The organism is Prevotella sp. P4-67, assembly GCF_002251325.1.
In the GTDB taxonomy this organism is placed as follows: Bacteria; Bacteroidota; Bacteroidia; order Bacteroidales; family Bacteroidaceae; genus Prevotella.
Map to the genome: position 1 here is coordinate 20,934 of NZ_NPJL01000066.1, position 18,877 is coordinate 39,810.

Annotated in this window: 17 protein-coding genes and 1 tRNA gene; 13 read left to right on the forward strand and 5 right to left on the reverse strand. The window is 53.9% G+C overall.

Annotated features, from left to right (window positions below; translation table 11 throughout):
• Positions 1–36 precede the first annotated feature (36 nt).
• The 4 genes from CIK92_RS11700 to CIK92_RS11715 all read left to right on the forward strand — a co-directional run bounded on the left by CIK92_RS11700 (position 37) and on the right by CIK92_RS11715 (position 4,895).
• Positions 37–2,031 carry an HD-GYP domain-containing protein gene (locus CIK92_RS11700; RefSeq protein WP_094389187.1) on the forward strand — a complete coding sequence of 665 codons (1,995 nt, stop codon included), beginning with the start codon at positions 37–39 and terminating at the stop codon, positions 2,029–2,031.
• Between the two features lie 177 nt (positions 2,032–2,208).
• Positions 2,209–2,895: a response regulator transcription factor gene (locus CIK92_RS11705; RefSeq protein WP_094389188.1), complete on the forward strand. Its 687-nt coding sequence runs from the start codon at positions 2,209–2,211 to the stop codon at positions 2,893–2,895.
• A 4-nt stretch (positions 2,896–2,899) separates the two neighbouring features.
• Positions 2,900–4,309 carry a cell wall metabolism sensor histidine kinase WalK gene (locus tag CIK92_RS11710; RefSeq protein WP_022311272.1) on the forward strand — a complete coding sequence of 470 codons (1,410 nt, stop codon included), beginning with the start codon at positions 2,900–2,902 and terminating at the stop codon, positions 4,307–4,309.
• A 19-nt stretch (positions 4,310–4,328) separates the two neighbouring features.
• Positions 4,329–4,895 carry a GNAT family N-acetyltransferase gene (locus tag CIK92_RS11715; protein ID WP_094389189.1) on the forward strand — a complete coding sequence of 189 codons (567 nt, stop codon included), beginning with the start codon at positions 4,329–4,331 and terminating at the stop codon, positions 4,893–4,895.
• A gap of 191 nt (positions 4,896–5,086) precedes the next feature.
• Here CIK92_RS11715 and CIK92_RS11720 read toward each other — a convergent pair whose 3' ends face one another.
• Both CIK92_RS11720 and CIK92_RS11725 read right to left on the reverse strand, forming a co-directional pair.
• On the reverse strand, positions 5,087–5,455 hold the full coding sequence (locus CIK92_RS11720; protein ID WP_094389190.1) for a hypothetical protein: 369 nt from the start codon (positions 5,453–5,455) through the stop codon (positions 5,087–5,089).
• A gap of 12 nt (positions 5,456–5,467) precedes the next feature.
• On the reverse strand, positions 5,468–6,781 hold the full coding sequence (locus tag CIK92_RS11725) for an alpha-L-fucosidase (RefSeq protein ID WP_173823847.1): 1,314 nt from the start codon (positions 6,779–6,781) through the stop codon (positions 5,468–5,470).
• Between the two features lie 368 nt (positions 6,782–7,149).
• Between CIK92_RS11725 and CIK92_RS11730 the strand changes: the two genes are divergently transcribed.
• The 3 genes from CIK92_RS11730 (at position 7,150) to CIK92_RS13835 (ending at position 10,081) form a co-directional block, all read left to right on the forward strand.
• Entirely contained in the window at positions 7,150–8,352 is a 1,203-nt protein-coding gene (locus CIK92_RS11730; RefSeq protein ID WP_094389191.1) for a uracil-xanthine permease family protein, read from the forward strand.
• 145 nt (positions 8,353–8,497) lie between these two features.
• Complete coding sequence (gene nhaD, locus CIK92_RS11735; protein ID WP_094389192.1) at positions 8,498–9,853, forward strand: sodium:proton antiporter NhaD; 1,356 nt, start codon at positions 8,498–8,500, stop codon at positions 9,851–9,853.
• Between the two features lie 51 nt (positions 9,854–9,904).
• Entirely contained in the window at positions 9,905–10,081 is a 177-nt protein-coding gene (locus CIK92_RS13835) for a hypothetical protein (protein ID WP_158214787.1), read from the forward strand.
• A gap of 392 nt (positions 10,082–10,473) precedes the next feature.
• Here CIK92_RS13835 and cmk read toward each other — a convergent pair whose 3' ends face one another.
• Positions 10,474–11,166 carry a (d)CMP kinase gene (cmk, locus tag CIK92_RS11740; RefSeq protein WP_022311278.1) on the reverse strand — a complete coding sequence of 231 codons (693 nt, stop codon included), beginning with the start codon at positions 11,164–11,166 and terminating at the stop codon, positions 10,474–10,476.
• 10 nt (positions 11,167–11,176) lie between these two features.
• Entirely contained in the window at positions 11,177–12,124 is a 948-nt protein-coding gene (gene porQ / locus CIK92_RS11745; protein ID WP_094389193.1) for a type IX secretion system protein PorQ, read from the reverse strand.
• Positions 12,125–12,223: 99 nt separating this feature from the next.
• On the opposite strand from porQ, the gene CIK92_RS11750 reads away from it, so the two are divergent.
• The 4 genes from CIK92_RS11750 (at position 12,224) to CIK92_RS11765 (ending at position 14,881) form a co-directional block, all read left to right on the forward strand.
• Complete coding sequence (locus CIK92_RS11750) at positions 12,224–12,934, forward strand: energy transducer TonB (protein ID WP_094389194.1); 711 nt, start codon at positions 12,224–12,226, stop codon at positions 12,932–12,934.
• A 21-nt stretch (positions 12,935–12,955) separates the two neighbouring features.
• Entirely contained in the window at positions 12,956–13,927 is a 972-nt protein-coding gene (locus tag CIK92_RS11755; RefSeq protein WP_173823845.1) for a polyprenyl synthetase family protein, read from the forward strand.
• Positions 13,927–14,721 carry a TatD family hydrolase gene (locus CIK92_RS11760; protein WP_094389195.1) on the forward strand — a complete coding sequence of 265 codons (795 nt, stop codon included), beginning with the start codon at positions 13,927–13,929 and terminating at the stop codon, positions 14,719–14,721. The genes CIK92_RS11755 and CIK92_RS11760 overlap by 1 nt, the downstream gene beginning before the upstream one ends.
• Positions 14,722–14,793: 72 nt before the next feature.
• Positions 14,794–14,881: transfer RNA gene (locus CIK92_RS11765), tRNA-Ser, on the forward strand.
• A gap of 194 nt (positions 14,882–15,075) precedes the next feature.
• Here the strand turns inward: CIK92_RS11765 and CIK92_RS11770 are convergent.
• On the reverse strand, positions 15,076–15,294 hold the full coding sequence (locus CIK92_RS11770; RefSeq protein WP_158214788.1) for a LytTR family DNA-binding domain-containing protein: 219 nt from the start codon (positions 15,292–15,294) through the stop codon (positions 15,076–15,078).
• Between the two features lie 330 nt (positions 15,295–15,624).
• On the opposite strand from CIK92_RS11770, the gene CIK92_RS11775 reads away from it, so the two are divergent.
• Entirely contained in the window at positions 15,625–18,354 is a 2,730-nt protein-coding gene (locus tag CIK92_RS11775; protein WP_094389196.1) for a hypothetical protein, read from the forward strand.
• A 14-nt stretch (positions 18,355–18,368) separates the two neighbouring features.
• Positions 18,369–18,545, forward strand: a complete 177-nt coding sequence (locus CIK92_RS13840; protein WP_158214789.1) for a hypothetical protein — start codon at positions 18,369–18,371, stop codon at positions 18,543–18,545.
• Positions 18,546–18,877: the final 332 nt, after the last annotated feature.

The window sequence follows — 18,877 nt, forward strand, 5'->3', positions numbered from 1 at the left end:
AGACAATGTCTTACTTGAACAGAATATTATAACAAGATGTGTATACCATCTATGCCTTGCGAGATTTTCCACCGCCCCGCAAGGCTGTCATCGGGTAACAGCGGCAAACGGCTATCCATCATGCTTGCCGCCATCGTCTGCACCATCGCGTGCATGGCACAGCCGGCCTCACCCGCACATCACTACGAATTCAGAAAGTGGTTTCGCACATTGGCACAAAACCGCGTGGAGTACAACCGCTACAATGACAGCATCTTCCAGATACGCGACCACGACCAATGGACGAGGTTTCTACAGGTGCGGGCAAGGAAGAACCATGAGATAAACCTGTCTAACAGGCTGATTATCGACAGCATCAACCACGCCGTGACCGTCGGAGAGGTGCTCAACGACCGCAGCCTCTACAGCGAATTCATCAGAGCTTTCACCCTGGATTATCTGAGAGCCGGCAAGGCCGACCCCTTCAACACGCTCACCCTCTGCGACGCCATGCAACGCTACAGCGACCACCAGCCCGACAGCCTGCGCATGGACAACTGGCTGCACCTGTGGCGGGGAGTGGCCTATTTCCACATCTTCAGTCTCGACAACGACACCACCACGCTCCGTACGTCATACAACCACTTCAGAGCGGTGCTCGGCAAGGAGAGCGAGCGTTTTCCCGCCTACAAGCAGTGTCGCGTCACAGCCCTTTACAACCTGTCGAGCTTTGCTTGGTTCAACAGCAAGATAATGACCGTAAGACAGTTGCGCACGAACATGCGCACCATGCGCCTCATGCTCAATGACACGACCATCCACATCTCTCCGAGTATGATGGCGAGACTGAAGAACAAGGCAGAAAGGATGGACGAGCTGCTGATACGCAACGTGTATCTCTACGACAGCACCATGATGAAGAGCCAGGAGGCCACATGGCTTATGACCAAGCTGGTAAAGAGCTACAAGAAAAAGAAAAACATGGACGACGAGCAGTATATGAACATGCTGCTCATGCAGGTAAGGCTCCAACAAATCACCGCAAAGGAAGCTCTGGACGCCTACAAGAGCCGGTATGCCCGCAACTGGAACCTGATAAAGGGCGTAAGGCTCAACGACGAGGAGTTCATGGACTTCATCCAGCAGTATTACTCGATACTCTACCTCAACGACATTGCCGAAATCCCCTACAGAGAGAAGCGCCGTACGGTCAAACAGCTGTGCGGACATATTGTAACGGCGTTCAGAAACCGCCACGATGACCAGCACTCCACCCAGTTTGTAAAGATGCTCAAGACACTGGTCGTCTACGAGCGCATCACGCGATACCTGAAGCCCGAAGAGAGGGTCGACTTCCTCGAAGAGCTCATCGTGACCACCGACTTGCCCACCTATGCCCACTCGGTGCACGTGGCGGAGATAGCCACGACCATCATCAGCGCCATGGTAAAGGAAGAACCGCAGCTGCTGGTAGGCTATCTGGGCTGTCAGAACGCGCGCAGCGTGACCAAGCACAAGAAGCTGTTTGTGGAATACATGCGCAGGGCGGCAGAGTTTCACGACCTGGGCAAGATTATCATGGTTCCCGTGGTCAACAACGACTTCAGACCGCTCACCGATATGGAGCGCAAAATTATACAGGGGCATCCGCGTCGCGGACTGCGGTTTCTGGAGCTCGACCCACGACTGGCGCCATTCCACGATGCCATTCTGGGTCACCACAAGTGGTACAACGGCAAAGGAGGTTACCCTGCAGACTTCGACAACACCCGCTCGCCTTACCGCCTGCTCATCGACATACTCACCCTGAGCGACTGCCTGCAGGCAGCCACAGAGCGCATAGGCCGCAACTACAAGAACCCGAAGACATTCAACACCGTAATCAACGAGTTCCGCCACGATGCCGGCACCCGATACAACCCCCAGGTGGTAGAGTTTATAGACCGTCATCCGGAGTTGGCTCACCGGCTCAACTGGCTGCTCACCGACGGCTGGATGGACATCTACTATAGGATATACAGCAAGTATATCGACCGCCCCGTGAGCAAGTAGCGCGCCATCGGTCCGCGCCCTCGCCACGGGGATGGCCGACGGGAGAGCGGAGATGGTGATTTGTCACATAATTTTAACGGAAAAGAGACAAGGAAGAACCCGAAAATTCATACTTTTGCACTATATATAACAGGTGGCATACTCCTATCGTGCGCCACCATCAAAAAGACAACTGATATGGAAGAAAACAAAGCTCGAATTATGGTCGTCGACGACGAGCAGGACCTCTGCGAGATTCTGAAGTTCAATCTTGAGACCGAGGGGTACCAAGTAGCCACCGCATACTCGGCAGAAGAGGCGCTGGAGAAGAACCTGGCGCGCTTCGACCTGCTGATTCTCGATGTGATGATGGGCGGCATGGATGGGTTTGCAATGGCAGAGAGGCTGAAGTCCAACCCCGAGACAGCCCACGTACCCATCATCTTCCTCACCGCCAAAACCGATGAAAACGACAAGGTCAACGGACTCAACCTGGGTGCCGACGACTATATCGCCAAGCCATTCTCCATACGCGAAGTGATGGCACGCGTAAGGGCGGTGCTCCGCCGCTCGGGCGAAAAGGGTGTCGGACAGCAGATACTGAAGTTCCGCGGGCTCGAAGTCAACCTCGACAAGAAGACCGTGAGCATCGATGGCGAAGACATTCCCTTCAGCAAGACCGAGTTTGAACTCCTGGCGCTGCTGTTGCGTGAGCGTGGCCATGTCTTCTCCCGCCAGGAACTCATCAACCGCATCTGGCCCAAAGACGTGCTGGTGCTCGACCGCACAGTCGATGTCAACATCACCCGCATGCGCAAAAAGATTAAGGACTATGCCCACCACATCGTGACAAGGCTGGGTTACGGCTATTTCTTTGAAGAGTAACACTATGAGGAGACCCACGGTAGGACAGAAGTTGTTTGTAGGCGTCATCGCCGTGTTTCTGGTCTTCGCCAGCACGTTTATCGTGTATCAGCAGGCGAGGGAGAAACAGTTCAAGATAGACGCGCTCAACATCAGGCTGCAGGACTTCAACGACCGCATGGCCGACGAAATCCACGACGGTGTCATCGCCACCGAGCGGGAGTACAGCGACTATGTGCGCCGGCACCATGCACCAGGACTGAGAGTGACCCTCATCCGTCCGTCGGGCGTAGTAATCTATGACAACTGGTCCAAGCGCAAAGCCCACATTGGCAACCACGCCTCGCGCCCTGAAGTCAAACAGGCGCTCGAGCATGGCACGGGCTCTACCGTCGAGCGCAGCAGCAACACGATGAAGGGCTACTTCTTCTACTCGGCGTCCTACTACCCCGACGACAGCCTCATCGTGCGCAGCGCTTTGCCCTACAACCACGACCTGGCCAAATCGCTCCAGGCAGACCAGCATTACCTGTGGTTTGCATTGGCTGCAATCTTCATATTGGTCATCATACTCTACCACTTCGCACACAGGCTGGGCAAGAACATATCCACGTTGCGCGCCTTTGCCATCAGGGCGGGTCACAACGAGTCGCTGGAGACCGAGGAGCTCATCAACTTCCCCAACGACGAACTGGGAGAGATAGCCGAGAAAATCATCAAGATATACAAACAGCTGCAGAGCACGCGCCGGGAGCAGGATGTGCTCAAGCGACAGCTCACCCAGAACATTGCCCACGAACTCAAGACTCCTGTGGCAAGCATCCAGGGCTATCTGGAGACCATCCTCGACAACCCCAATGTCGACGATGCCATGCGTCAGCAGTTTCTGGAGCGCTGTTATGCCCAGAGCCAACGCCTCACGTCACTGCTGCAAGACATATCGACGCTCAACAAGATGGACGACGGCGTCCAGATGATGGACTTTACCGATGTCGACGTGGCACAGCTCGTGGCGGGCATCGCCAAGACCACCGCCCTGCAACTGGAGCAGAAGGGCATGAAGGCAGTGGTAGACTTGCCCGAAAGGCTCGTCATCCACGGCAACCAGAGTCTGCTCTACAGCATCTTCCGCAACCTCACCGACAACGCCATAGCCTATGCCGGCGAGGGCACCACCATCCAGCTGAGCGCCCACGACGAGGGCAGCCAGTGGCGGTTTGTCTTCAGCGACAACGGAGTGGGCATCGAGCCTCAGCATCTGTCACGCATATTCGAGCGCTTCTACCGAGTAGACAAGGGGCGCAGCCGGAAGATGGGCGGCACAGGGCTCGGGCTCGCCATCGTCAAGAACGCCGTGGGGCTGCACGGTGGCTCCATCACCGCCACGTGCCCCGCTGAAGGTGGAATGAGATTTGAATTTACCCTGAACAAGTAACAATACAAGAACAAACGACATGAAGACTATCACCGCAACACCCCTACAGTCGCGCGAGATAGCCCGGCTCATCATGGTGGCCATGAACTACGAGTGCTGCCAGTACTTCGCCGGCGACAACCATACGCTCGACGAGTTTGAAGACATGATGACCGCTCTGGTAGAGCGCACCGACAGTCAGTACAGTCATCTCAACACGCTGGTAGCCCTCGACGGCGACGACATCGCCGGCATCTGCGTGAGCTATGATGGCGGACAGCTGCACCAATTGCGCCAGGCGTTCATCGGAGAGGCCCTCCACCGCTTTGGCCGTGACTTCTCTGCCATCGACGACGAAACCCAGGCTGGCGAACTCTATATCGACAGCATCTGTGTGAAGCCCGAGTACCGCGGCAAGGGCATCGCCTCGCAGCTCATCGAGGCTACGATAGACAAGGCACGCACCCTGGGACTGCCGGCAGTAGGTCTGCTCGTAGACAAGGGCAACCCCAAGGCCGAGAAGCTCTACTCCCGCATAGGTTTTGTGCATGTTGACGACTCTGCTTGGGGCGGACACGCCATGAAGCACATGCAATACAAGCTGTAAGGCCATCCCCACTGGCTGAGAGATGACCCCGGCGACACTGGAGCAAAACTATACGACACAGAAGACTATCTATACGAGATGGGGGAAAACCACTGGCATTGTGCCTTTGGTTTTCCCCCATTTTCTGTTGATTGCTGTCCAGACTGTGATGGACGCTGGAACGGTCCTGACTATGGGCAGGACCTGTGCGGTCATTTCTGCGCTTTTTCCCAGTCCTCCCACTCTCGCATAGCCTGTTGCCAGTCGGTCTGCTCGCCACTTTCCACTGCCTGGCGCTGGCGTTCAGCCTCATCGCGGGCACGGTCGCGGGCACGCTTGGCCTTCATGTTGGCAATAGTGGCGTCGTCGAGTATCTGAATGGCGCCACGGTCAATCGCGGCCTGCAATTCGTCTTCGCCGAAAGCGCGGCCAGGCTCGTTGAAGTCAGAGATGTTGAACTCGTAATTGACTCTGAGTTCATGTCTTACCTGCTTCTGCTGGGCGCGGTTACCTGCGTTCTTCAGTCTGAGCAGTTTTGCTATTTGAATGATTTCAGTCTGTGAGAATTTGTTTCTTCCCATGCTTCGTTCTACTTATTTCAGTTCCAGTTCTATCACCTTGTCTATCTCGGTGGGCACCTCGTTGAGCAACAGAGTGATGCCGTCGCCGCTCTTGGCCATCTTGACAGGCCTACGGGTGACGAAGTCGACAGCGCTCTTTATCTTCTTGTCGCCAGTGGGGAGGAAGAGGCCCTTGTCCTTGAGGTCGAGGATGTGCACATAGAGCTTATTGCCCTTCTGGGTGGTCACGCCCCAGTTGTGGGGAGCCACGATGCCTGCACGACAACCATAGATGGTCTCGCCGTAGGTCTTCATCCACTCACCCATTTCGGCCAGACGACTCACGGCCACCTCCGGGAGATTGCCGTCGGGCTGAGGGCCGATGTTCATGAGCAGGTTGGCGTTCTTGCCAGCAGCGCGGACGAGATACTGCACCAGTGTCTTCTTGTTCTTATAGTTCTGGTCGGTAATCTTATAACCCCACATACCGTTCATGGTCTCGCAGGTCTCGAGGGGCAGACGGCTGATGTCCTGGCCAGAGAGTCCGGCGGTGTTCTCACCAGGCAGGTCGCGCTCGAAGATTTGCATATCCTCACCATCGAAAGGAGTGACGTGGTGGTTGTTGCCGACGAGACAGGCGGGCTGCAGACCGTGGATGAGGGCATACTGCTCGGGCAGCTGCCAGTCGAAGTTGGGGTCTTCCTTGTGGTCCCACCATCCGTCAAACCAGATGGCACCAATCTTACCATAGTTGGTAAGCAGCTCGGTCAGCTGGTTGTTCATAAACTGGTAATAGCTCTTCCAGTCGCCCTTGGCGCTGGGTCGTCCGGTACCTCTTCCGGTGCGTCCCCAGGGGTAGTCCTCGCGATACCAGTCCAGATGCGAGTAGTAGAGATGGAGGGCGATGCCCTGGCGATGACACTCGTCGGCAAGTTCCTTGAGGATGTCGCGCTTGAAGGGAGTGCCGTCTACAATATTATATTTACTGTACTTGGTCTTGAACATAGAGAAACCCTCGTGATGACGAGTGGTGAAGCAGATGTACTTGGCACCCGACGCTTTGATAGCACTGACCCACTTGGCAGCGTCAAACTCAGCGGGGTAGAAACCTTTGGCGAGCTTCTCATACTCATGATAGTTCAGGTTCTTGTTGGTCATAGTCCACTCGCCAGTGGCAAGCATACTGTAGAGACCCCAGTGGAGGAAGACACCAAAGCCCATGTCGCGGAATTCCTTTCTGGCCTGCAGATTGTCTGCGGTGGGTTCATACTTGGCGCTTGCCGATGTGGCAGTAAGCAGCAGTGCTGTCAGCGCGATAGCTACTCTCTTGAAGTTAGGCATTTTCATGTAATTTTTAATTATAGTTTGTGTCATTTCTGTGACTTCTCCTGCGCGCCCCACCCCGTTGCGCGGCGACGGAGCCATGCTTGCGGGCGCGGGCCAGAGGCTTGGCGGGCGACCGACTGTTGCCGGCAGAGCCACGGGGCGGCTCATTCCGCCACTCCTTACCGATGTTCTCCGGGCTACGGTTTCCTCTTCTGAGCGAGAGACATGGGGCAGGTTTGGGAATTCAAAAATACACTCTTTATCTGTAACCTGCAAGTTTTTAGGTTAAAATTCTTCCCATGGAGGAAAAAAATAGGGCAAACGCGATGTAGTTCAGAAAAAAACATATACATTTGCCAAGATTTATAATCAACATCATCTAACTTGTCATGAACACAGAACAATTATCGCCTGCCAAGAAGACCATCGTGGGTGTGCAGTTTCTCTTCGTAGCCTTTGGTGCTACGGTGCTGGTACCCCTTCTTATTGGCATCAATCCCGCCACGGCACTCTTCACCGCCGGTGTGGGCACCCTCATCTTCCATGTTGTCACCAAGGGGCGCGTACCTATCTTCCTGGGCAGCTCGTTTGCCTTTATCGCCCCTATCATAGCCGCCACCCAGCAGTGGGGACTCCCCGGAACCATAGCCGGACTCACCAGCGTGTCGCTTGTCTACTTTGTGATGAGCGCTCTGGTCAAGTGGCAGGGGCGCAAACTGCTCGACAGGCTCTTTCCGCCGGTGGTGATAGGCCCCGTCATCATCCTCATCGGCCTCTCGCTCTCGGGCAGTGCCGTCAACATGGCCAAAGACCACTGGTTGCTCGCCTTCGTATCGCTTATCACCGCCATACTGGTGCTCACGCTCTGCCGCGGACTGATGAAGCTGGTGCCCATACTCTCGGGCGTGGCAGTGGGATATATCGTGGCGGTGTGCATGGGCGAGGTAGACTTCACGGGCGTGGCCAATGCCTCGTGGATAGCCATGCCGGTGGCCTTTGATACCATCACCCACTTCAGCTGGAGCCCCTTCCTCTACATGTTGCCCGTAGCCATAGCGCCGGTGATAGAGCATATCGGCGATGTCTATGTGGTGAGCGCCGTGGCAGACAAGGATTTCGTCAAAGACCCTGGTCTCCACCGCACCATGCTTGGCGACGGTCTCGCCTGTCTGTGTTCCGCGTTTCTTGGAGGACCTCCCGAGACCACCTATTCGGAAGTGACAGGAGCCATGTCTATCACCAAGGTGACCAGCCCTGCCGTGATACGCATCTCTGCCCTTACCGCCATCTGCTTCTCTGTCGTGGGCAAGCTCAGCGCGCTGCTCCAGTCTATCCCCCAGGCCGTGCTGGGCGGCATCATGCTGCTGCTCTTCGGCACCATAGCCAGCGTGGGCGTGCAGAACCTGATGCAGCACCGCGTGGACATGAACGACACGCGCAACGTGATAATCATCTCCGTGATGCTCACTATGGGCCTCGGCGGCGCCGTGCTCTCCGGAGGCTCGTTTGCCATCTCGGGCATAGGTCTGTCGGCGGTCATCGGCGTGGTGCTCAATCTGGTACTGCCCAAGACCAAGGCAGAGGAAAAGTAGACCATCCTGGCACAGACCCTGACGGCCCACACCCCCTCATACACCCACCCCACCACCGCAGCGGCAAGGACTGCGGTGATGGCGGGCAGGTAGGCTAATCCTAACAATTAAAGTATATCCATCCATTAACGTTTAACTAAAAACAATGAGTACACTGACTATTGCAATCATCATCGTTTTTGTGTTCGGCTATCTGCTTATCGCGCTCGAGAGCCTGACACGTGTCAACAAGGCAGCCATAGCGCTGCTTATGTTTGTGGCGTGCTGGACGCTGTTCATGATAGACCCGGCAGCCTACATCAACGGATGCGGCTCCGACATCGCCAACCAGGTGAGCGCCGTCATCGAGCACCATCTGGGCAGCACCTCTACCACCCTGTTCTTCCTCATGGGAGCGATGACCATCGTCGAGGTGGTCGACCAGAACGGTGGCTTCAACTGGGTGCGCGGCGTGATGCAGACCCGCAGCAAGAGAGCGCTGCTATGGCGCATCAGCATCGCCACATTCTTCCTATCAGCCATACTGGACAACCTCACCACCAGCATCGTCATGGTGATGATACTGCGCAAGCTGGTCGAAGACCGCCCCACGCGCATCATCTACGCCTCGATGGTCATCATAGCCGCCAACTCGGGCGGCGCGTTCTCGCCCATAGGCGACGTGACCACCATCATGCTCTGGAACAAGGGCGTGGTGACAGCCCTCGGCGTAATCAGCGAACTGCTCATCCCCTCGCTCATCTCGATGGTGGTGCCCGCCTTTATCCTGCAGTTTACCCTCAAGGGCACGCTGGCCGAGGCTGACGACAGCACCAAGACCGAGACCGCAGAGCTCGACTTCACCGAGTCGCAGCGCCGCATCGTGTTCTATGTGGGCGTAGGCGGACTCATCTTCGTGCCCATCTTCAAGGCCATCACCCATCTGCCTCCCTTTGTGGGCATCCTCCTCGTACTGGGCACCCTGTGGACCGTCACCGAGGTCTTCTACCGCCATCTGCGCCAGCAGAGCGACCGCACCTGCATGCAGAAGCGTGTGGCTACGCTGCTCTCGCGCATCGACCTCTCTACCATACTCTTCTTCCTGGGCATCCTCATGGCTGTGGCCTGTCTCGAGCAGACCGGCGTGCTGGTAGCCTTGGGCGAGACGCTCAACGACGTATTCCAGGGCAACCACTATCTCGTCACCGGCGTGATAGGCGTACTGTCGAGCATCGTCGACAATGTGCCCCTCGTGGCAGGATGTATGGGCATGTATCCCGTGGTACCCACAGGCGACATGGCTGTCGACGGCATATTCTGGCAGCTGCTGGCCTACTGTGCCGGAGTGGGCGGCTCGATGCTCATCATCGGTTCGGCAGCAGGCGTAGTGGTCATGGGCCTCGAGCGCATCTCCTTCGGATGGTACATGCGCCGCATCACATGGATAGCCTTTGTGGGCTATATCGCCGGCATCATGGCCTATGCCCTCATCCGCACCTTCATCATGCCCGTGGCGCTCTAAGCCACCGGAGCAGTTCCCCATACTACGGCAGCGCCTGCCAGCGCCGCCCTCATGACCCCAGCCGGGGCATCCTCGACCAAGCAGGATGCCCCGGCTGTCTGTTTGGCAGAATTGGCTGGCAGCGGCGTGGGCTGGGAGGGCATCGACAGCGGCATCGCCATCAGAGATGTCCGCGCCGAAGCCGACTCTGGCGGCGAGGAGGTCATCTGGGCTGGCTCGTATCAATAGACACGAGCCCACGTATCATACGTTACGAGCTCACGTGCCTTATGTCACGAGCCTTCGTGTCATACGATACGAGCCTCGAGAGTCAACCGCGGCGGGCGCAAAGCAGCTCACTATGAGCGCAATGGCGAATGGAGAAGAAAGTCAACACGATTGGTTCTTCCGGGGAGGCAGACCGTCTGCGCGGCGGGGCGCCCCGCGATAGCCGATAGGCTGGCATGAAAGACGGGAAAACGCACTCGCCACAGCCATCATCGGCGACGGGAAGAATAGCGGGGATGAAACGTGCGGGGAGAGCAGCCGGGGGAAAAGCCTGGGGCAAAAAAAATCCAGGGGAACGGCTCTTCCCCTGGATATCTCTCGTGGCGGTATGCCCGAGAGCAATGGTATGGCGTCTATGCGTTGACTTTGGCGAGATACTGGTCCATGAGCCACTGCTTCTGTTCAGGGATAGTCATGTGGCTGTTGTCCAGAAGTATGGCATCGTCGGCCTGGCGCAGCGGAGATACCTCGCGGTGGGAGTCGATATAGTCGCGCTCCTGCACATTCTTAAGGATATCGTCGTAGTCGGCCTCCATACCCTTGGCCTTGAGCTCATCGTAACGGCGCTGGGCACGCACCTCGGCCGAGGCGGTGACAAAAATCTTGAGCTCGGCATCGGGGAAGACGGTGGTGCCGATGTCGCGGCCGTCCATCACGATGCCCTTGTCGCGGCCCATAGCCTGCTGCTGCTCGACCATGGCTGAGCGCACAAAAGCGAGCGTGGCCACGGGGCTCACATGCGAACTCACCTCGATCGAACGTATCTCGCGCTCTACCAGAGAGCCGTTGAGATAGGTGTCGGGGCGTCCTGTCTCGGCGTTGAACTTGAAGGTAATCTGTATCTGCGGCATCAGCTGCTGCAGGCGCTCGCTGTCTATGCTGCCGTCGGCACCGAAGAGTCCCGCACGGAGGGCATAGAGGGTCACAGCACGATACATGGCGCCCGTATCGACATAGACATAACCTATCTCGCGAGCCAGGTCTTTGGCCATGGTACTCTTGCCACACGACGAGTGGCCGTCGATGGCTATCACAATTTTCTTCATATATATAATATTATAATGTATAAGCTGCATTGATGACGAGCGACGAGCTCGACACATGATACTTGCCATAGGCGACGCCTATCTTGAACCGCTCGAGCGACAGTCCGGCACCCAAGGACAGTCCGGCGCCGTGGCTGCTCTCTTCGTCGTCGCCGCTCACTATCTTCATCTCGTTGGCACGGCGCATATTGTATCCAGCGGCCACGTAGATGTTATCGGAGAGCAACACGTCGACGCCCAAGACCCAGTGGTAGATGAACTTGTAATCCCAATGGTTCATGTCGACCATCGTGGCAGAGATGCGGAAAGGCGTATGCTCGATGCGCTTGCTGGCTCCGAGCTGCACATCGATGGGCATCGACTCATAGTCGTCGTTGTAGGCTTTGAGCTGGCCTCCCAGGTTCTTGGCGACCAGCGACAGCGACCACTCCCGGTCGGCGTCGTAGTAGTTGAGCCCCAGGTCAAATCCCGCCGCAATGGAGTTGTAGTCGCCGATATACGACGTCACCATGCGGGCGGTGATGCCTCCCGCCAGGCGGTCGGTAAGCAGATAGGCAAAGGTGGCGGAGAGGGCAAGATCCTTGGCGGAGAACTCGCCAGTCTGCACGTTGCTCGCATCGGTGCGCCGCATCGTGCCATAGTTGATGTACTGCGCCCCGAAACCCAGTGACGCGCGGTCTGCCAATACCAAGGAGTAAGATGCACTGAGCATATTGGCACCCGACATGTAGTTCATATAGTTGAAACCGATGGTCTTGTCGCTCACCGATGAAAGCAGGGCGGGATTGTGGAAGGCAAGAGAGGCATCCTCGTCGGTCAGCGTGATGTTGTCGCCACCCAACGCCGCAGCATGCGCACTCACCGGCAGTCGCAGAAAGTTGTATGCTGTCTGGCTCTCCTGTGCCCGGCATGACAGAGCTAACAGTAAAAGCAGGAGAGTAAATGTACTTTTTTTCATCTATTTACCTGATTATTTCGCAAAGTTACGAGTTTTTTCAAAAAACTGAGTTAAATTTGCATATGAATTAATGCAGACGACACAAAATAATTGCCGACAATGGACAAAGCATCTCATACCAACTCTGGCGACATCGACAGCAAGCGCCTTCCGAGCTTCCTGCTGGGTGTGGTGCTTGCCCTGTCCATCCTCTACGTCGCCCTCGAGTATACCTCTATATCCCAGCCCTACCCAACCGACGACTCGCTCGACGAGATGGTGCAGGACATAGACATGCAGACTCCCGCCACCCAGCCAGACATGATGGCTGCCACCCAGCCCGACAAGCCGGTGACCACACAGGTCAAGGCGGTAGACAAGGAGGTGGACTCGCAGACCGACGAGGCCACAGACAACAGCGCCGAGGGGCCCACCTTAGTGACGGGCGGCGACGAGGCTCTCACGGACAAGGCCCATGTGAGCGAGGCCATACCCCAGACTCCTGCCGACGACAAGCCCATCCACTTCAGGGTGGTCGAGCAGATTCCACAGTTTGAGGGCGGCATGGAGGCGTTCACCAAATGGCTCACGCAGAACCTCTGCTATCCCGCCGAAGCCCAGCGGGGCGGCATACAGGGCAAGGTGGTGGTGTCGTTTATCATCAACCGCGACGGCAGCATATCCTCGCCCAAGATAGAGCAGTCGGTACATCCGCTGCTGGACCGCGAGGCGATGCGCGTGGTCAAGATAATGCCCCGGTGGAAGCCCGGCAAGGAGAACGACAAGCCCTGCCGCACGCTATTCGCCATCCCCATAGTGTTCCAGTTGTAGAATCCCTAAAACAAGATAATTATGATGACAGCCGACGAAATTCTTGCCAAGTTCAATGAATTCCTTGAGCATCTGCCTTATGACAGAAAACCGTTTAGTCTTTATGAACCCGTCAAGTATGTACTCTCTCTGGGTGGCAAACGCATCCGCCCCACGCTCATGCTGCTGGCGTACAATCTCTACAAGGACGACCCTGAGTCTATCCTTATGCCCGCCTGCGCCCTGGAGACCTACCACAACTATACACTGCTCCACGACGACCTGATGGACAATGCCGACCTGCGCCGCGGTCACATGACCGTGCACCGCCGTTGGGACGCCAACACTGCCATACTCAGCGGCGACTCCATGCTGGTGCTCGCCTATCAGCGCATGGCCCAGTGCCGTCGCGACAAGCTGGCCGACGTGCTCAACCTCTTCACCGAGACGGCTCTGGAGATAGGCGAAGGTCAGCAGTATGACATGGAGTTCGAGCAGCGCAATGATGTGACAGAGGCAGAGTACATCGAAATGATACGCCTGAAGACCAGCGTGCTGCTGGCGTGCGCGCTGAAGATTGGCGCGCTGCTGGCCGACGCTCCCGAGGCCGACTGCGACAACCTCTACCGCTTCGGCGAAAAGATAGGACTGGCCTTCCAATTGCAGGACGATTTCCTCGATGTCTATGGCGATACCAAGGTGTTTGGCAAGGCTATCGGCGGCGACATCCTCGCCGGTAAGAAGACCTTCATGCTCATCAATGCTCTCGCCCATGCCAACGACTGCCAGCGCAAGGAGCTCGAGCAGTGGCTCGCCATCAATGACAGGCCGAAGGAGAAGATTGAGGCTGTGACCAGACTGTACAACGAGATTGGTATCGATAGAATGGCTACCGAGAAGATAGCCTTCTACTTCACGGAGAGTCATCGCTATCTCGAGGCAGTAAACGTAGACGAGTCGCGCAAGATAGAACTGAGACGCTATGCCGAACGAATGATGAAACGCCAGTACTGATGACAACATTCATAGACACACATACGCATCTCGACGGCGAAGAGTTTGCCACCGACAGGCCCGAGGTCATCGCCCGGGCCAAGGCGGCAGGCGTAGGCAGCGTCTTCATTCCCGCCATCGACGTGAAGAGCGTCGCCACGGTGCTCGATGTCTGCCACCAATACCCTGGCTACGCCTATCCCATGATAGGTCTGCATCCCGAAGAGGTGCGCGAAGACTGGGCTAAGCAGCTCGACACGATGCAGACGATGCTCGACGCCGACCGCAACGGCAAGCAGGAGTTTATAGCCATCGGCGAAGTGGGCCTCGACTACTACTGGTCGCGCGAATATGAACACGAGCAGTTGCTTGCCTTTGAGCGGCAGGTGCAATGGGCAATAGAGTATCGGCTGCCACTGATGATACACTGCCGCAAGGGGCAGAACGAGATGGTAAAGCTACTGCGCAAGTATGAGCAGGAACTGGTGGGCGGCGTATTCCACTGCTTTACTGGCAACCAGAACGAAGCCCAGGAGCTCCTCGGCTTCGAGCGGTTCAGCCTGGGTATAGGCGGTGTGCTCACCTTCAAGAGCAGCCATCTCCGCGATGACCTCCCCGCCGTCGTGCCGCTCAGCCGCATCGTCCTCGAGACCGACAGCCCCTATATGGCGCCCGTCCCCCATCGCGGAAAGCGCAACGAGAGTGCCTATGTGGCCGACGTGATGCGCTGCCTGGCCGTCTGCTACGGCGTGAGCGACGACGAGGTGGCCCAGCAGACCAACAGGAATGTAGAACGTATCTTCGGAATAAAATAGGGTAAATATAAAAAAACTGAAGACAAAAGCCACGATTACCAAAGTTTTTTCGTACTTTTGCACGAGCTAAGAGGAGAGATGCTCGAGTGGCTTAAGAGGCACGCCTGGAAAGCGTGTATACGCCAAAAGCGTATCGGGGGTTCGAATCCCCCTCTCTCCGCAACAGAGTCCTGTAAGTCGAAAGACTTGCAGGACTCTTTTATTATAATCCTGCCGTGCCCTTCAAAAATTACATTTACGACCTATAGTGTAGTTTTATACATTTTCTATATCATTTCATAAAAACCATCTGCAACGATTTGCTTATGGCATATACATAGCCTAATTATGTATAGAAAAGCAATGAAGAAAGTATTAGTAGTTAGTTTTGGGCGGTATGATGGCGTAAACATAATTTGTGTTTACTATCAGACTCTTGCCAACACGCGTAAAGAAATTCTGCTTCAGCTTGTTAAAGGCTTCCACAAAGTAGTGCAACTGGAACGTCATCGTCACCGACTCTCCGTTGAAGAGATGCACGTCACAGTAGTTGCCAAAAGCTTCTATATAGGCAATGTCGTCCGTTGGCAACATAGTTAGATTCAGTACAGCATAACTCATTGGAAATCTTGCATTATTCAGAGGGTTGAGACGATGGCGGTGCAAACGTTTGCATAACTTTTTCCCCATATTTTCCATCTTCCCTAATATAGCGTAATGCAAAAATACATATATTTGCAGTCGAAAAAAACCAAAGAACGAGGATGGTCTTGGTTCTGCATAATGTGCAGGACCTGCTCTACTAACTAAAAACGTAGCATATCTATTAATAACGCGATAATTCTGAAAAGATGAAAAAATTAACTAAAAGCCTATTTGTCCTTATGTTGATGCTTGGGACAATATTGGAGATGAAGGCAGCAGATGTATATCTGCTTACAGCCCAAAAAAATCAACGGTATCGTTGGTGAGTATAAAGTGCCAAGCAACCATCAGCTTGCTCAGAACACTTCTTATGGCGACAATGTGTATTCCCTTAAAATCACTTCCATGCCCGAAACGAGTTTCTGGTTCCGTATCGGAGTGTCAGGGGAGAGTAATCAGATGCAGCCTGAAGTCAATGGTGATCCGCTTACGATAAACGAGGAAGGAACACAAAATCCCACCTATTATAATAATATATCAAACGGAAGTGATAAAGCCTGGAAAGTAAGCTATACGGCGGGCGAATATGAATATCTCACGGTTAATGTGGACATCACAGAAGGCGCGACGCGCCGCGTATGGATAGAAGGAAAGAAAACTTCCACAGGAGGAAGCGGTGGGCCTGTTGTAGGGCCTGCAACAGATGTCGAACCGGGTTACTATCTCGTGGGCAATTTCTTCTCGCCATATAATAAAGGTGGAGAATATAATCCGGGGGGCGACGGCACAACGATAAACTATAAAAAACATGTGTATTTCAAATTCGAACAGCAAAGGGACAAGAGCTATTCGTTCAGCATCCCGGCATGCCTCACGGCACATGCACAGATTCTTGCTGTTGACGAGTATGACAATAAGATGGTTTACGGACCGGGCGAGGTATTCAACCTGCATGGTGCAAAGGATAATACCAGCGCATGGCCGTCAACAAACGAAGCTGTGGGAACTATTTGTGGAACAACAGGGGCAAAGACACTTGTCGGTTCTGCGAGAATGGCAGAGGGCAACAACTACTGGAATCTCGTGACCCGCAATGACGGAGTGACAGACGACGATGGCATGTATACCTTCAGCTTTAGGCTTGACAAAGACGGAAACCCCTCCGACTGGCAGGTGAAGCATGATGCCAATACACGTGTGACTTATTTTATTGACAACAAGGAAGGGGCTACGGCGCAGCCGCTCTATGACACTCGTACAGGTGGCCAGGGAAAATTCAGCGACAAGATGGAAGCTCCGCTCTATTTTGATGGTTCCAACAGCTATTGGGCAATCGATTATATTGTGAATGACGTATCCTCTACAGGGACACTTGCTCAGGCTAAAACGGCAACGCCGGATATTCATGCCACAAAGAGCGTAAACAACAATTCCGGAACTCACGATAAACTATTCTTCCTCGGCAACGGAGGTGTTGACTACAATTCTACCAGCGAGTATCGTGACAAGGTATGGGCTAACCAGAAACCTTTCACCCTTCATCTGCAGGGTATAAAGAGAATACACTATAATCCTAACAAAGGAAATAACGATTTGTCAATGCAAGACGGCAGTTATGGTCTGTCGGGCAGTATAGAGATAATCAACGGCAATGCTGACGATGCTGAGTCCCTGATAAAAACCATGTCTATGATAGGCGATGCCGTGGAAGGAACTTATGATGCAGCAACGGGCAATTGGCAGTATACTTCTACCGCAGGAGACATGAAGTATGATGACAACGAGCATTGCTTCTCGCTGACGATATCTACTGTAGACGCAAAATACGCCAAATCGCATTTCAGGTTTGTTGCCAACCATGACGCAGACCAGAACTGGGGCGAGACGGACAACAATATTACAAACAATACCGGATTTGCAAGATCTGCTTATGATGCCGCCGATGATGGCAACCACTCATGTATGGCTGACGATGCAAACGACGTGCAGTTCCGTAAAACGGCGAGAGAGGATGAGGAGGGCTTCGGAAGCACAACTCCTAATAAGAAGGATATCCTCTGGAACCGTCCCGCAGGAATATGGACGATAAGGTTCTACCCAGAGCTCGACAAGGATGGTAAAGACATCTCTCGCTATACCATATCAGAAACAAAAGTCATCAAGATGCCTTTCACCTATTGTGTAGGGAAGTTTATCCGTACATACAGCAACAATGTGGCAATGGCACCTGTCGACGACAACGTGAAAGTGTATGAGGCATATCGCTACAAAAAACCGGAGAATGCAGGAGACCCACTTTCACAGCGTATGGGTACGGTTTATCTTCGTCAGCTCAAGTATATTCCGGCAAATATGGGAGTGGTACTCGTAGGGGAAGTACCAGAGGGAGAATCATTCTCAGACTATGCCACACTGAATTTCTCCTTGAGGGAAGCACCGGCTGAAATGCCGTTAGAAGGTGATAATTACACGGCAGTGTGGACAAAGGCAGACGAGTATGCCGGTCAAGAATGGAACAACTATCTCAAGCCGACAGTCACGGCTATCGACAATCTCGGAAACGCTGATACCGATGCTGATGGAAAAATACTCCATCGTTTCTTCGGCCTTGCAAACTTCCATTCCACAAACTATTACAAGCAATATCAGACCGGAGACGACTATATCGGTTTCTTCCGCCTTACGCAGAATGGTAGAAGCGAAGCCAACAAGGCGTACCTGAGTATTCCGGCAAATGGTGCTGTAGACGGTGGGGTAGGAGCGAAGTTCGGGTATATCGATTTTAACGGACAGTTTCTCGGAAATGAGACGGACCTGAATAATCAGTCGCTTGCCAAGATGGCTATTGTCTTCGATGACGAAGATGATGGCGGAAGCACTACTGCTATAACAGAAGTCAAGCCGAATAGTACAGACGGCAACGCATCGTTCTATACCCTTCAGGGAGTAAAGGTGTCACGTCCTGTCAAAGGAGTGTATATTCATAATGGAAAGAAATTTATCAAATAAGAAACCAAGGAAATATGAAAAGTTATATTAAGCCGGAAGTCAATGTGTATAAAGTTAGAATCGAGTCTCTTCTTTGTGGAAGCGAAGGTGGACAGATAGGATGTGGGTTTGCCCCAAAACGTGACTCTTCTCTCTTTGATGAGGAAAATGGTGACGGACATACTGGTCGCGGCGATTTTTGGAATGACTAAGACTTTGAAGATTGAATGAAATATTCTGAATAAATGTAGTTTTAGTTGCGATAAGCAATCCGGTTAGTAGTGAGACAATCTGTAAGTAGCTTTAGTGGATATTATCCCTAAAAGCTCTTGCAGAATGTCTCTTTTTCGTTAGAAAAAGTGTGTATTTGGTTGATTATTCGTTAGAGAAAGTGTATAGTTTACCCCAATTCTGGATTATTGCTGTCCGCTAAAACTTTTTTTGAGCATATAAAAATTAGGGCTGGATTCCTCGCTTGGAATTCAGCCCTTTTAGTTACCTTTGTTTCTTGTTGTAAATTTCAATTCAAGTAACTATGAACAAA